The 16010-nt window shown below is 58.2% G+C and carries 10 protein-coding genes; 6 read left to right on the top strand and 4 right to left on the bottom strand.

What is annotated here, in order from left to right:
- The first annotated feature begins 21 nt into the window (after positions 1-21).
- Genes DW49_RS0117635 through DW49_RS0117645 form a run of 3 tightly spaced genes read left to right on the top strand, consistent with a single transcriptional unit; the run spans position 22 to position 4494 of the window.
- Positions 22-774, top strand: a complete 753-nt coding sequence (locus DW49_RS0117635) for a fimbrial biogenesis chaperone (RefSeq protein WP_005618691.1) — start codon at positions 22-24, stop codon at positions 772-774.
- Between the two features lie 38 nt (positions 775-812).
- Positions 813-3326, top strand: coding sequence for a fimbria/pilus outer membrane usher protein (locus tag DW49_RS0117640; RefSeq protein WP_005618694.1), 2514 nt, complete (start codon positions 813-815; stop codon positions 3324-3326).
- 46 nt (positions 3327-3372) lie between these two features.
- On the top strand, positions 3373-4494 hold the full coding sequence (locus DW49_RS0117645) for a fimbrial protein (protein WP_005618696.1): 1122 nt from the start codon (positions 3373-3375) through the stop codon (positions 4492-4494).
- A gap of 37 nt (positions 4495-4531) precedes the next feature.
- Here the strand turns inward: DW49_RS0117645 and DW49_RS0117650 are convergent, their stop codons facing one another.
- From DW49_RS0117650 to DW49_RS0117665, 4 genes are all read right to left on the bottom strand, one after another.
- Complete coding sequence (locus DW49_RS0117650; protein WP_005618698.1) at positions 4532-6037, bottom strand: hypothetical protein; 1506 nt, start codon at positions 6035-6037, stop codon at positions 4532-4534.
- A gap of 199 nt (positions 6038-6236) precedes the next feature.
- Positions 6237-7658, bottom strand: a complete 1422-nt coding sequence (ltrA, locus tag DW49_RS0117655) for a group II intron reverse transcriptase/maturase (protein ID WP_024421342.1) — start codon at positions 7656-7658, stop codon at positions 6237-6239.
- Between the two features lie 475 nt (positions 7659-8133).
- The gene (locus DW49_RS0117660) at positions 8134-10458 is read right to left on the bottom strand and encodes an autotransporter outer membrane beta-barrel domain-containing protein (protein ID WP_005618703.1); all 2325 of its coding nucleotides are present in this window, start codon (positions 10456-10458) and stop codon (positions 8134-8136) included.
- Positions 10459-10775: 317 nt separating this feature from the next.
- Positions 10776-12773, bottom strand: a complete 1998-nt coding sequence (locus DW49_RS0117665) for a hypothetical protein (protein WP_005618705.1) — start codon at positions 12771-12773, stop codon at positions 10776-10778.
- Positions 12774-13117: 344 nt separating this feature from the next.
- Between DW49_RS0117665 and DW49_RS0117670 the strand changes: the two genes are divergently transcribed.
- The 3 genes from DW49_RS0117670 (at position 13118) to xopAW (ending at position 15772) form a co-directional block, all read left to right on the top strand.
- Positions 13118-13867, top strand: a complete 750-nt coding sequence (locus DW49_RS0117670; protein ID WP_003379782.1) for a response regulator — start codon at positions 13118-13120, stop codon at positions 13865-13867.
- Positions 13864-14898, top strand: a complete 1035-nt coding sequence (locus DW49_RS0117675) for a sensor histidine kinase (protein WP_005618706.1) — start codon at positions 13864-13866, stop codon at positions 14896-14898. The genes DW49_RS0117670 and DW49_RS0117675 overlap by 4 nt, the downstream gene beginning before the upstream one ends.
- 115 nt (positions 14899-15013) lie before the next feature.
- Positions 15014-15772 carry an EF-hand domain-containing protein gene (gene xopAW / locus DW49_RS0117680; RefSeq protein WP_005618708.1) on the top strand — a complete coding sequence of 253 codons (759 nt, stop codon included), beginning with the start codon at positions 15014-15016 and terminating at the stop codon, positions 15770-15772.
- Positions 15773-16010 lie beyond the last annotated feature (238 nt).

Consider the following 16010-nt stretch of genomic DNA (forward strand, 5'->3'; position numbering starts at 1 on the left):
GATGCACAAGGTAAAACATCCATGATCGGCATTATCTGCCAACAAGCCGTTATGAGGCCCACGCTCGGCTTTTGCATGGCTTTGGCCGTGCTCACCTCTTACATATCCACTGCCGAGGCTGCGCTGACCGTCAACGCAACTCGCGTGGTATTTGCCAGCGACAAGCGCAGCACGTCGGTGGTCGTTTCCAACCCCAGCGATCGACCGTTCGCGGTTCAGACCTGGGTCAATACCGTCGAGGACGACGTCGTTACCGTCGTGCCGTTCGCGACCTCACCCCCTCTGTTTCGCCTGAACCCGGGCAAACAACAGGTGCAGATCAACGGTCTGCCAAACGACCTGCCCTCTGATCGCGAATCACTGTTCTTCTTCAATGTGCAGGAGATACCGCAGGCTGACAGTTCGCAAGGCAATGTGCTGAATATCGCCTTGCGAACCCGACTCAAACTGTTCTACCGCCCGGCCGGGCTGACGGACAACCCCACGGCGCGCCTCAAGGACCTGCAATGGTCCATTGAGCAGTCCAACGGCAAAACCCGGCTGGTCGCGATGAATCCGACCCCGTTTCATGTGTCGTTCATACGCCTTGAAGTTACCGGCAGCCTTAGCACCGAGAAGATCAAGCAAGCGGCCATGCTGGGTCCCTTTACCTCTCAGGCCTACGAGCTTGGCGAAACAAAAGCAGGGCCGGGCCTGCAAGTGGTTTTTTCCGCGATTAACGATTACGGCGGCCAAAGCATCCCGCTGACTGTTCCGGTCACGCTGACTCACTAAAGCAGCCTCGGCCAGGTTTTACCCTCAGGACATTGATCATGACCCTATTAACCGATTCCGGGCTCATACCAGTGCGCCAGCGTTTTATGCAGTTGATGATGGTCTGCATCGGCAGCGCCCTGCCGCTGGAGCTGATTCAGGCCGCAGCACCCGTCAACTTTCAGTCCGGCTTTTTGCGCCAAAGCCAAGGGTACGACAGCGGCGCAGCAAACGCCGCGCTCAACCAGCTCACGCTGGTCGAAGACCTCGCACCCGGCAACCACTGGGTCGAAATCCAGGTCAACCTGCGTTACTTCGGCCAGCGAGAACTGCGCTTTGATGCCGACCCGCAAGGCAGCGGTCTGGTGCCGTGCCTGTCGAAAGAGCTGCTAGAGCAGATGGGCGTACGCGTCGAAAGCCTGGCCGACCCGACATTATTGGAAGCCGCTTGCGTGGACCTAACCCGGCTGATTCCCGATGCAAACATCAAGCTGGACGGTGGCAGTCTGCAACTGTCGATTTCCATACCGCAGATTGCCATGCGTCGCGATGCGCTTGGCAGTATTGATCCGGCGCTCTGGGATTACGGCATCAACGCCGCTTTCGTCAGTTATCAGGCCTCTGCGCAACAAACCACCCGCACCGATACCGGCACCGGCACCAGCGCGGATCTGTACCTGAACAGCGGCATCAACCTTGGCGCCTGGCGATTGCGCAGCAATCAAAGCATGCGTAACAACGAAGAAGGGCATCGCGAATGGACCAGAGCCTACGCGTACGCGCAGCGGGATCTGCCCGGCACCCATTCAAACCTGACCCTCGGCGAAACGTACACCGGCGGTGATGTTTTTCGCAGCGTACCGATCAAAGGCGCATTGATCAAAACCGATCAGGAAATGCGCCCCGACGTTCTGCAGGGTTACGCCCCGGTCATTCGCGGCGTGGCGCTGAGTCGGGCGAAGCTGGAAGTCCTACAGAACGGCTACCCGATCTATTCCACCTATGTCAGCGCCGGCCCCTATGAAATCGATGATCTGACCACTGCAGGCAGCGGTGAGCTGGAAGTGGTGCTTACCGAAGCGGACGGTCAGGTGCGTCGCTTCACGCAACCCTACTCCACCATCGGCAACCTGTTACGTGAGGGCGTCTGGAACTACAGCACCGCAATTGGCCGCTACAACGGCGTCAATGCAACCGAACAACCGTGGATATGGCAAAGCACGCTAGCCATCGGCACTGGCTGGGACTCGACCCTTTACGGCGGCCTCATGGCCAGCGACATGTACCGCGCCACTGCGCTGGGCGTCTCGCGGGACATGGGCGCGCTGGGCGCACTGGCACTGGACGTGACACGCTCACACGCCGACATCGACAGCACCGGGGCGAGCAGCGTGCAAGGCATGAGTTACGCCCTAAAGTACGGCAAGATGTTCACCACCAACACCAACCTGCGTTTCGCCGGTTATCGCTACTCGACTGAAGGCTATCGCGATTTCGACGAAGCCTTGCATCAACGCGACAACACCACAGCGTTCTCGGGCAGCCGCCGTAGCCGGCTGGAAGTCTCCCTTCATCAACGGGTCGCGAGCCGCAGCAGCGTCAGCCTGACAATGTCCCAACAGGATTACTGGGGCAGCGCTGCCCAACAGCGGCAGTATCAATTCAACTTCAATACGCATCACGCCGGGGTCAGCTACAACCTCTATGCGTCACAATCGCTGAGCGACGCCCGCAACCGTGGCAATGACCGGCAGCTAGGGCTGAGCATCTCGCTGCCGCTGAACATTGGTCATTCGAGCAATGCCACTTTCGATATGCAAAACAGCGGTGAACGCTACAGTCAGCGGGCCAGCCTGAGCGGCAGCCTTGACGAAAACCGCCTCAATTACCGAACCAGCCTGAGCAACGATGACGGCCGCCAGCAAAGCGCAGGCCTGGCAGTCGGCTATCAAGCACCGGTTGCCAGTTTCGGAGCGGGCCTGACTCAGGGTAACGATTACCGCAGCACATCAGTCAATGCCAGCGGCGCCCTCTTGCTGCACGCAGAGGGTGTCGAACTGGGCCCGAATCTGGGTGAAACCGTCGCGCTGGTTGAAGTGCCCGGCACCTCTGGCGTTGGCATACGCAACGCCATCGGGGTCGAGACAAACAGCCGAGGTTACGCGCTGGTGCCCTATTTGCGTCCGTACCGTTACAACCACATCGAACTGCAAACCGATCAGCTCGGCCCGGAGATCGAAATCGATAACGGCAGCGCGCAGGTGGTGCCCGCTCGCGGCGCCGTGATCAAGACCACCTTCGCTGCTCGAGTCGTCACGCGCATGGTCATCACGGCACACACCGAAAGCGGCAAGCCGCTGCCGTTCGGTGCTCAGGCCAGCGACGCACAGGGAAACCTGCTGGGCATCGCAGGCCAGGGTGGCGTGCTGGTGCTGTCCACCGGCATGCAGGCCCAAACCCTCAACATAAGCTGGGGTGAGCAGAACCGGTCCCAATGCCGACTGCATATCGATCCGGCCGCCATGCCCCTGGCCGAAGGCTACCGAATGCAGGCCTTGACGTGCAGCCAATGACCGCAGGTCTGAAGCACATGTGTCACCGACCTCTCAGGAATCTCTCATGAAATACGCATCGAATGCGCTGATCCTTGCCATGGCCGCCGTCAGTGTCGGTCACGGCACAAACGCCTTGGCCGAACCGGACAATCAGAACCCGACCAACGACTGCTTCTGGGTTTCGAGTCCCGGCATGAAAGATTACCGGCGCAACATCGGAACGCTGTACATCCCCCGCGACGCCAAAACAGGCAGTGTTATCGGCACCGTCGGGGAGTCTGCATACACTCCCGATCTGGCGGGGCTGGAGGCTGCCTGCACCAATGACGGCACCGTTTTACTGGAGTTTCAGGCAACCGCAACAGCTCCGGTCCATCCAGGCGGACTGGACCTGATTGGCGGTGAGGACGTCACTGGCAAGATACTGCAGACCAACATCCCCGGCGTCGGCATAAGGGTAAAACTTGGAATGCCCTATGGTCCGCCAGCTGCGTGTGCCAATTGCTTCGTGCCGGTAGACGGCAATCCTACCGTGCCTTTTCTGGCCATCAATGAATATCAGCGCATGCTCACCTCCATCAGAATGACGCACCTGAGCAACTCCATCACGCTGGTCAAGACCGGGCCGATTCCTGCCGGCCCCAATGTCCTGGATGGCAGCGAGCTGTGGTCGGGGAGCGTAACCTCGCTGGGCAAAATCATGAGATACGGCGTCACCGGCACGATCATGCAGGCTCAGTGCAGTGTGGGCGCAACGCCGACAAGCGCCGCTGCGGTGCAACTGGGCGATTGGGACAGCGCAGATTTCACTGGCCCAGGCTTCACCACCACGCCGATCCCCTTCAGTATCGCCCTGAGCAACTGTGAAACCGACACTAGCGGAGGCTTTGTGGCGACTGCCCACATCACGCTCGACGGCGTAGACGGCTCGCAACCGGAAGGACCGCTCAACAGCGGCGTTTTCAGCCTGACCACCGATTCGGACGCCAAAGGCGTGGGCATTCAAATGCTCAAAGCCGACGGCTCGACGCCGATGGAGCTGCAGACTGAAGTCCCGTTGATCGCCATTACGCCAGGCGACACCACACTGAACTTTCATGCCCGCTTCTATCAGCTTGGAGCCAGCAGCGAAGTACGCCCAGGCAAGGCCAAAGGCGCACTGAGCTTCACGCTTACCTACAAATAGCAGAGCGACTTGCAGATGCAATCACGCTGTGACTACGTCAGCTGTACAACGTCGGCGTGAGTTTAGGAAACGCCTGCCAACTGAGTTTCTGATCGAAGCTTACACCTACTATGATATCCACTGGCCCACCAACCTTGAAACGTTGCAGATCCACTTTGTTGATATAACCGGCGCTCATTATTGAGCCGGTCGACGGCACCGGGTATTCGCTCAGCACCGGAACGATGAGCTGTTGACCGTCGTCGTTAAGCGCGCTCACTTCAAGATTGACGAACTGGTCCGTCCCCATGAAGGTCCAGGTCTCCAGTGTGAACAGTGCACGCCCTCCCTCGTCGATGCTGCTCAGCGCCAATCTTCCGCCCGACACCTTGTCGCATTGCACCACTGGAAAACCGCTCATCCTCGATACAGTAAGGGCATGACTGTTTGACACATGTGGTTCTTCGACGCTCGGCTCCGTGACCTCGTAATAAACAGGAAGTGTTTTGCCAAAATGCTGGGGAATCCGGCCAGCCGGAATCCTGAACTCGAGAGGGTTGGCAGCTTCCGGCTGGTCTGTTCGGTAGGCCCCGGTACTGCCTGGCTCGGCCCACTGGACAGCAATAAGGTCACCAGGACGAATGTCAGCGTTGGCCGGTATTGTCACGATAGCGCCATTGGTAGCACTCAACGGGTTGAGGGTACTGTAGCTTGCCGAGCCGGACGCCCCCTTGATTCTCGGTGGCGGCAGTACACGCGGGACAGGCTGGGCTGCAACATCAAGCTTGACCGGCAGTGAATATGAGGATGCGTTCCCTGCGCGATCTGTCAGGCGATAAAACGCATAGCGCACCCCGTCACCACGTGCTCGAATCATGTCTCCAGTGAATACCAGCGTCACAGAATTGCTGATCTCGTGCGCAACCAGCGGCCTGGTCGAAACGATATCGTCATCACCGAATGCAAAGGGATCGCGGCTCCAGTACCAGGTCACAGCGTCACCGGGAGCTCCTCCACGGTATGACTCAATAATGGCACTGACGCTATCGTCGTGGCTTGCGAGATACTCGAAGGTAATCCTGGAGGTATCAAACTTCAATGGCCCCTGATTGGCAGCCAGTACCGGGGCAGTCAGATCGATCGTCACAGGCCGGGGCTCTGAATCCCCGACATTGCCGGTCCATTCCGTTACCTGATAATGCATTACGTGAGTGCCAGGCAGGAGATACCTTACCGGCAGGTCGAAACGAAGGTCGTCAGGGGGCAATGTCGGAAAATCGGCACCTGGCCAGACCTTCTCGTAGACCAGCGTGTTCGCGTCCCAATAAACCTGGAGCGTCACCTTAAAAGAAATCACATTGTCGTAATTCCAGGCGGGTATCTGTACGGGCAGTGGATCATAGGCATGTTCCATCGGCAACAGACCCTGCTCACCCCACTGTGGATCGTCGGGCAGAAGACCAATCAGGATCGGAGCAGCATAACCCGGGCTCTGCCTGAACAAGCGCTTACTCTTGCCGCTCAGCCACCGGACGATACGCGTGTACAGTTGAGGCACTGTCATATTCGGGCTCCTTGAAATCCAGCTCTGCTCCATGAATACCCTTTTCAAGGGCCAGCCCACTTCAACACGTTACCGCCCGCCCGGACGACTCACACAACTGCTAGTTGACAATACCCGGACAGCCGCGAATCGAGCAGGAGGCGGGTTCACACACGCCGTCCTCACACACCACCGTACGTACGGTTCCGTATACGGCGGTTCAGGCTATGCGATTAAGCCGGTTTATCGTATCCAGTATTGAGACAAGTCCGAGCCCGTCCCACAGCTTCTTTGGCAGCGCGTGATTCATATGCGACGCCCCCGAGTTCCACCACGGGCCTTGGCCGTTGGTCGAGGATTTACAGGCACGACCTTGGTTGATTCCCAGACGCATCAGGTTGCGCGCCCTCGTCGAGGACTGCTTCCATTGGCGCCAGAGGACACGGCGAAGCTTGCGTCGTACCCAGCCATCCAGATCTTCAAGCGGTGACTTGCTCTGACTGAGCTTTAAATATCCAGCCCAACCGCGCAGTACGGGATTTAATCGCTCGATAATCGTAGCCATCTTGCGCCCCCGCGCTCCGCGTAGCACCTCTATGAGCCGGTCGCGTAAGCGCCCCAAACTCATGGTCGCCACTTTCAGCCTCGGCTGTTGATGCCGGCTCATCCCGTAACCCAAATAATCGCAGACCCAAGGCCGTGCCACGCGGCTCTTTTCCCGGTTCAACGTCAGTTTTAGACGCTGATTCAGAAAGCGCTCAACAGCGGCCAGCACTCGATCGCCAGCACGACGGCTACGCACGTAAATGTTTGCGTCGTCGGCATAGCGCACAAAACGATGGCCACGCCGCCCAAGCTCACGGTCGAGTTCATTGAGCAGGATATTCGACAGCAACGGCGAGAGCGGGCCGCCTTGCGGCGTCCCTTCCTGCCGTCGGCTGACGATCCCGCCCGACGTAGCACCAGCTTCAAGGAAGCGGCGAATCAGTCGGAGCACCCGCTTATCTTCGATTTGGCGCGCTAAGCGAGCCATCAAAATGTCGTGATTGACCCGATCAAAGAATTTCTCCAGATCAAGTTCCACGCACCAGCGATTTCCGGCTGCCACATGGTCGCGAGCGGATTCGATGGCTTGTTGAGCGCTTCTGCCCGGACGAAAGCCGAAGCTGTAGTCCGAGAACAGCGGGCCGAAGAGCGGCGTGAGCTGTTGCAGCAACGCCTGCTGGATCAGGCGGCCCACTACACTGGGGATGCCCAGTTGACGAGCTCCGCCTATGGGTTTGGGGATTTCGACGGCGCGCACACCTTGTGGGTGATACTCACCGGCCAGCAATCGGGCCTTGAGGGTGGGCCAATACTGTTTCACGTAGCCTGCCAATTGGGCGACCGTCATGCCATCGGCAGCCGGCGCTCCCTGGTTGCTGACCACACGTTGATACGCACGCTTGAGGTTCGCCGGTGCAAGCACCCGCTCCATCAGCGTGCCCGGCTCCGCGTTCGTCCACGTCACAGACGCCGCCGATGTTTGCGCCCAGTCAGCCGTCATCCTCGGATACCGTCCGGGACTTGGGGTAACAGTTTTCTCTTGGAGAATATTCTGTGCTTCAACATTCGACGAGACTCTGACGCCTGCTGGCGGCATAACCTGTTCGACCCTTGGTGACGTGGTTACTCGTCACTTACTACGGCTTCAGCTGACTTCTGTAGCTTCATCCCGTCGCCTCTCGACGCTCGGTAGCACAGCGGCAAACCTACAGATCTCCCAGAATAATTCGCGCGACCTTCCTGCTTATGCCTGCCGGATCTACGTCACAGCGTTCCGTGCAAGTATCGGGCTTTGGCAATTTTGGCTACCTTACCCCGCTGTGCCGCCTCTATCCGCTTCCTGTTCGTCAGGCCAGCATTTTGCCTCGGGCTTCCTTCAGATTCGCAGTCACCCGCGCCCCCCTTGCCTCTGGCTAACACTTCCCCTTGCCGGGTGTGTAGAGGACTTTCACCTCCAAGTCACCAGCGAGGCCACCACAGCCAAGCTGGTTGCGCTTGCGCGCAACGCGCCATGCCTGGCGCACCAAAAAAAGGGACGTCATTACTGACCTACCTTTTTGCTTTTCTGATAATTACCAGTTGTAACGGATGCCCACACTGGCACCCCAGGGCTGCTCTATTTTGTCACCCTTGCTGTGCTCGACATCGGCATGTAGCTGCAAGCGCTCGGACAGTGAGGCGGATACGCCGATACCCAGTTCGCCACGCGACCCCGACAAGTCGTTATTGAAAACGTTGTCGTTGACCTGCACCTTATTGTTGTTGGCGAACTCGTGAGCCCAGGCTGCACGCACATAGGGCTGGACAGTCCTGCCTTGACCGAGATCGAAGTTGCGCCCGGTCGTCGCACCGAGTTTGCCCAGCAGTGAGCGGGTCAACCCGCCTTCGGCACGCATGCCGTTGTCCAGTGTGTAATCCTTGCCTTCGACGACCATGCCAGCCAACTGGCTGTAGGGCTCTACAAAGTAACTATTGTCCAGCTTGATATGGCGTCCGAACTCCAGCGACGCACCGACACCCGAATTGCTGTAATCGCCTTTTGTACGGGTGCCGTCACTCAGGTTGACGCGGGCCTTGTTATTGAAACGGTTGAACTTGAGCACGCCATCAAAGTAGTAGCCCGTGTCACTGTCCAGCCAGGTGCTGTAAGCACCGACATAGTAACTGTCGACCTTGCCGCTGGCACCACGGTCCAGACTCAGGTCTGAACTGCTTTGCCCTGCCATCACACCTGCCAGCCATTGCCCGTCACCCATCGGGACTTTGCCGTCCGCGCCCAGCGAAAAGCCCTGCTGAGTTTGCTGATAGCCGAAACCTGACGCATCGGAGACGTTGAACTTGTTACCGTAGGTGCGCATCCACGCGCCCGACTGGCCACCGTTGTGACGCAGTTCGCCCATGCGTGTGCGCAGTGACGTCAGCTCGCCGTACCACACGGTGGGTGCCGTGTTGAACAACGCGACTACAGTGGCAGCAGCAGGGCTGACCTTGCGGGTCTGCGCGTCAAGGTACCAGTCGTTGGCACCCTGCTTGACCAGATCGTAAGACCAGGCACCGAGGTCGACCGCGCCGCCCACCAGAGAAAATTGCGCATCACCGGCACCTGCGCGCACCACATGCAGGCTGGTGTCGACAGATGGATCAGTGCCGGTGCTGCCAATCAGCAGGGAGTGACTGCCGGTCGCACTGCCGGTGATGTCGAGAAAGTCCGTGCGACCCGCGCCAACATCCACATCCATGATGAAGGTGCCATTGCCAGACAGGCTGGCGACCGACAATGTGTAGAACCCGGCTGCATCGCCAAAGCGGACCGCACCGCCATTCATGTTCAGATCGGCCACTGCGCTGTTGCCGATCATGGCCCACTGCCCGCCATTGTTGATGGCGACGCTGCGGGTGTTCTCCAGGCGCCCGGTCAGCACTGAGTTGTTGTCGAGCAGTACATCCGCGAGCGCACCCGGCTCGGCGAGTACATCCCCCGTCATGCTGCTGTTGTCGAGATTGAGTGTGACGGTGCTCGCGGATTCGACCTGCACGTTGCCATTCAGGCGGCTTGCCGACACATTCATCACGGCTGAGGAGGCGCCGGTGACTTCCAGCATATTGCCGTTGCCACCCGTCAGGGTAGAACCGTTGCCGACATCTATGGCCACAACGGAGCCCGGCAACCTTGATATCAACGGGGCAATCCGGATCGCGGCCCCCACCTGCCCGACCACCTGCGTGCTGTCCAGCTTCAGCGACGCCTCTGTGTAGTCATCCTCGGAACTGATTGCAACGCCATTCGCCGTGCCGACGATGCTGCTGGCGCTGGCCTGCGCGGCGCCGGCGTTAAGGCGCAAACCTACGCCGTTGATGCTGGTACCCGCCAATTGCGAGCCGATCAGTTCAAGCTGACTGAAGTGCGTAACCAACGCACCTGACAGTGCGCCGCTGCTGGAGCTGTTGGTCAGGCTTACGCCCGAACCCGTTGTCAAGTTGCGCTGGCGATTTATAAGCAGGCCGTTGCCTGCGGCACTCGCAATAGTGCTGCCGGAGATTGTCGCGGTGCTGTTATTGACTTCCAGACCATTACTGATTGCCGCACCATTCATGGTTATCCCGGAGCCGTTGCGAACGGCGGCAGACGCAATAGCCGACCCGGCTGAAATGTTCAGCGTGGAGCCTGTCGCAGTAAGCCTGCCGTGCTGGCTGCCACTTTTCACATTCAGGGTTGCGCCGTTTGACAATGCGTAATCGTTGGCAAGACTGAATTGATCAATGTTCACCACTTCATTGATGACGGGAACAGGTGCAGCGATCAGGGAGTTACTGATCAGCAACAGAGAGGCAAGTGATGCGCAATGAAGAGCAACGGGTAAAGGGCTTAGTGGTGCATACAGGTTTCGAGGCAACATCGTGCGCTTCCTTCAATCCAGAAATCGTGTAGGTCGAATCGTCATACTCGGTACAAATGTGCCGAATACCTATGAAGAGGCCGCGCATCCTACAAGCACATCTCCAGGCCTAATGCAGGCCCTTTCCGATAATGCTGTAGGACTATTCCCACAGCATTATCACGCCTATCAAACTTCGTACCTGCCAACTGTAAAAGTCTGCCCTTCTGATAAGCGAGCGTTTCCCGGCTTCCTTTCGCCCACCCACACCTGAATAAAACACGCAATTGAATAGCTCATTGCATCAGAACCGCTGCCTACACCCAATGACCGCGTTATCAAACCGTGCTGCCTGAGCCATCGCCAACAAAAGCGCTGCAGACTCCAGGAAACGACTCCGAACACAAGCCCGTCCCCGCCACTCGGGCAATAATAGTAAGTGTTGAGTGCTCGCCCTGTTGTCCATTTGCCTTTTTCAACGTGTAGGTCACTCGACCACTGCCAACGGTAATAACCGGTTCGACAAGGTCCGCATAGGGAATAACAAACGGGATACCCGTATACTGATGATCCGCTGCCAAGGGGATAGGTTCAAACTCATGGTAAGTACCGTCAATGGGAGATGTCCCTTCCCGGTCTCCATAGGCCTGCCACTTAATTATCACATTGTCGCCGGCTTCCATATTAGTCTGGTCGAAGGGAATATCTATTTTGATACCGTTCCACGGTAAAGAACAGCAATTGATGATCGGAACGGGAGTAGGCCCGGCAGGGGGGAGGAAGCGATCCGGAAACCCGACGTCAGGCAGCCCGGTGATATCGACAATTCTGACATCCACTTCGATATGTTCGGATTCCTGCTCGTTCACACCGTTCCAGGTGCTGTAATAAACAGGCAACCGGTCGTTATAGCCACCGCGCTCTATGGCATCCCAGGGAATCAAAAACTCGATAACGTCGGTCGGGCCTTCCGTTGTAATTTCAAACTCAGCGACGTGCGGCTTCAAATCCCCCCAGCAGAGCCGCAGAATATCCCCTGATGCAAACGGGTTATTGGGCAATTGAGCTGTCGCGGGCAGGCCTTTATCGGCATTACCCAACACATTGTCTACTGGTGGCACTTCGCGACTGTTCACGACAATAGCAGGAAGTGCGGAATTTATCGGACCCGGGGTTGAAGGATCCGGTGCGGGACCTGCCACGGTAAAGTCAACCGTGACATCAAGATCAGGCGACGGTGTTGATAAAGCACCCCGCACAACGTTGTAACTCACCTTGAAACTACGTTTGTTCAGCGCACCGTTCACCGAAAGCGTAGGCCAATCTATCGGGATATACATCGGAAAAGTATCCAACGGAACGGCAGAGACGGGTGTGCCCTCCCATATGACTTCTATCTGGTCATCCGGCTGGGGGTTGTCATAAATGGGCTCAGGTATCTCGACCTCGACGCCTAACTGAGCATCGGCCCGGTCGATCCCGTCACCTTCGGCCAGAAAAACCTTTGGAGCCTGAAGGCCGTCTGGCGCAGGCGTCAGGTCAACCTGCAGGACTGTGGCGGGTGAGAACTGCCCCATATTACCGGTCCGGTCAATATAGCGGTAATATATCCCGATTTTTCCCTGCACTAAACCTTTTATAAGTGCAGAGTCAATGTGGACAACCGGGTCAATTCCGGCTATAACATCTGGCCAAGTGACAACCTTGCTTGTTATCGGTGTGAAGTCTTGTCGGAAAGACCTGGCAACCACCGGAACCCAGGAAATCGTGACCGTGTCTCCCGCGATAATGTCGCTGGAACGAGGCACTGTGATGTCCAAAAACGAATGGGTGTCCAGATATCCCAGTGTCAAACCATCGCTTGCCACATCATCCGGGAGCACAGCCGGTGCGCCTGTCTGGTTTCGATTGGGTGCCTGATAATCCACATCAAGCACAAACGGTATGGACAACATGGTATTACCGAGCAAATTGCTATAATGTTGGTACCACACCTCGTACGGTTTCCCGCTGTTGATAAGATTCGCCGCTATGGAATACCGCAGATCATCAAACGTGTTAAGTGGGATTATGTCCAATTCCACATCGTCGAGAAAAAATGTAATCGTGTCCCCAACGCCCATCTCCACAGGCGCTGAAGCCGGGACGCTAACCACAAGCGGGTTGTTCCACTCGCTCACCGGCCACAGGTTTCTCATGTCGCCTGGTATCGGGCCTAAAATACCCAGAGCCTCCAGCACAGGCATTCTCGGATCTTCCTGGTCAAGATGTGCCTGGCGCTTGGCGAGCCAGTTTTTACGGGTCTGCCGGGCAGACTCTTCCTTGGGTGAATACATTTCTCGTTCTCCATAACGATAAGTTGCGGCCAACGCTGGCAGCGATGCGCAGAACCTGAACAATAATAGACGTCACGGTTTTGCGTCCTGTGGACACCCTAGAGCTTTATTGGCGCGTCGCGTTACTAGTAGAAGTACTAGCTGGACAGGCGTCTTTTTATGGAGTAAGCGTTCACGTGAACTCAATGACATCATGTGTATCAGTATTGATACATTCAGGACATCCGCCGGACATTGGCTAACGTCACCCTACCGCCGAGCCTCACGGCGAAGTAGCATGAGCGGCAGCGTTGATCTTCCACCGCGGCCAGACAACGGCGGCACACGCAGGCGACAGACGCACTATGCAAGCACTTCCCGACAACACCCTTGATGCCACATCGACCGACCAGCGCTGGAGCGTGCGGGCGCTGATCGTCGATGACGACGTGGCCATTCGCGAACTGCTTTGCGACTACCTGACGCGCTTCAACATCAATGCCCGTGGCGTCACCGACGGCACGCAGATGCGTCAGGCACTCACTGATGAAACCTTCGATGTGGTGGTGCTCGACCTGATGCTGCCCGGTGAAGACGGCCTGTCGCTGTGCCGCTGGTTGCGCAGCACCTCGGACATCCCGATCCTGATGCTGACCGCCCGTTGCGAACCGACTGACCGGATCATCGGCCTGGAGCTGGGTGCCGACGATTACATGGCCAAGCCGTTCGAACCGCGCGAGCTGGTCGCGCGCATTCAGACCATACTGCGCCGGGTGCGCGACGAACGCAGCGATCAGCGCACGACCATTCGTTTCGACGCCTGGCGCCTGAACAGCGTCTTGCGTCAGCTGACAGCCGCCGACGGTCTGGTAGTGCCGCTTTCCAACGCCGAGTTTCGCCTGTTGCGCGTGTTTCTCGAACGACCGCACCGGGTACTGAGCCGCGAGCAGTTGCTCGATGCTGCCCGAGGCCGCTCGATAGAGGCGTTCGACCGCAGTATCGATTTGCTGGTTTCGCGCCTGCGCCAGAAACTCGGCGACGACCCGAAGAATCCGCAGTTGATCAAGACCGTGCGCGGTGAAGGCTATCTGTTCGATGCCAGGGAGCTGGGTTGATTCGCAGGTTCGACACACTGTTTGCGCGGCTGTTTGGCGGCGCACTGCTGGCTATTCTGCTGGCGCACCTGCTGGCCTTCATCTGGTTCACGCAGTACGGCATGCGCCCCATGCCGCCGCCCAGGCCCGACTTCAACCCTGAGCATGGCCAGTTCGATGACAGACCGATGCACAGGCCACCGATTCTGGGGGGGCCGGCGATCGTGCTGCTCTTTCAGTTCATTACCATGATCATCGCCGCGTGGTATGGCGCCAAGGCACTCAGCCGTCCGATACAGCGACTCAGTGAAGCCGCCGAGCGCCTGAGTGACGACCTCGACAACCCGCCACTGGAGATCAGCGGCCCCAGGGAGGCGCGTCAGGCCGCGCAGACGTTCAACCTGATGCAAAGCAAAGTGCGCGAACAGATGCAGCAGCGCGGACGCATGCTGGCGGCAGTCTCGCATGACCTGCGTACCCCGCTGTCGCGGCTCAAACTGCGCGTCGAGCAGATTGAGGAGCCAAAGCTTCATGGGCAGATGACCCAGGACCTCAACGACATGATCAGCATGCTCGATGCCACGCTCGCCTACCTCAACGAACATAGGCGAACCGAAGGCTTGCAGCAGTTTGACCTGCAGGCGCTGATTGAATCACAGGCCGAAAATGCCCAGGACAATGGCGACGACGTGCAATACGAAGGCCAGTGCACACCTCTTAGGACGCAACCGATGGCGCTGCGCTCGTGCCTGCAGAATCTGGTCGACAATGCGCTGCGCTATGCCGGCAGCGCGCACATCGTGATTGAAGACAGCGCAGACCGCGTGCGCGTGTCGGTGGTTGACCACGGACCGGGCATTGCACCTGAGTTTCACGAGACGGTATTTGAACCGTTCTATCGCATGGAGAGTTCGCGCAATCGCAACTCCGGCGGCATCGGCATGGGCATGAGTATCGCCCGCGAAGCTGCGCGACGCATCGGCGGGCAGCTGTCGCTGGCGCAGACCCCAGGCGGCGGCCTGACGGCGGTGCTGGACCTGCCGCGCCTTTGACCGATTGTGTATCGCGCCCCGTACAAACCCTACATCACCACGACAACTGACACCCCGAGGCTTTACAAGCCGGTACACCGTGACCGGCTATTTCCATCTCAGGGGAGTGAGATCAATGATCAGTGGAATCAGCAGCAGTTTTTCGAGCTATACCAGTTCGACCAGTAGCACATCAGCCACCAGCAACAAGAAGTTTCAGGAAGAGCTGCTGGCAAAGCTCGACACCGATGGTGATGGCAGCATCAGCAAGGACGAGCTGAGTTCGGCCCTCTCGTCTGACAGCAAGGATGGCATCACCGTCAGCCTGAGCAAGGCGTTCAGTGATCTGGACAGCAACGACGATGATAGCCTCGATACTGACGAACTGGCGGCCATGACACCACCGCCGCCACCGCCCATGCAACCGGCGACCGATGTGGCAGACGACCTGCTCAACTCGCTGGACAGCGACGGTGACGGTGCGATCAGCAGCGCAGAACTGAGTGCTGGCCTGACCAGCGCCGGCAGCAGCGCCAGCAGCAGTGAAGTGTTTGATGCGCTGGACACCAACAAGGACGGCACTGTCAGCCTTGACGAGTTGACCGCCAGCCTGCAAGCGCAACAACCGCCTGCCGGACCACCGCCTGCGCAGATGAGCACATCTGGCAGCACCGACAGCGCCGCCCTGTTCAGTGCACTGGACAGCGACAGTGACAACAGCATCAGTGCTTCAGAATTGTCCGCAGCGCTCAAACAGAGTGACAGCAACAGCGAAACGACCAGCACCAATCAGGTCGCCGCCCAGGCCCTGAGCAAGATGATCGCCGCCTTGGGCGAAAGGTATGACACCGAGGGCAACAAACCGGTTGGCCGTTATCTGAATACCGCCGCTTGATGCACTCCGCCGCCGGCGAAAGCCGCGCGGCGGAATTGCCTTGGGGCTAGCGCTCAGTTTTATACTCGACGCCTGGAGAGCCCGGAAAGCTGGGCCTGAGTTGCAACAGGCGACGGGGCATAAACCTCCGTGGTGAGCTTGCTCACGAGGTCCGACTTCGCCCTGTCACTTACGTCGCACTCTGCGTCGTCAGTGCCATCGCGGGAAAAAAAGCCTTCTGATTATCAACTATCGTGCG

Source organism: Pseudomonas avellanae BPIC 631 (assembly GCF_000444135.1).
Lineage (GTDB): Bacteria > Pseudomonadota > Gammaproteobacteria > Pseudomonadales > Pseudomonadaceae > Aquipseudomonas > Aquipseudomonas avellanae.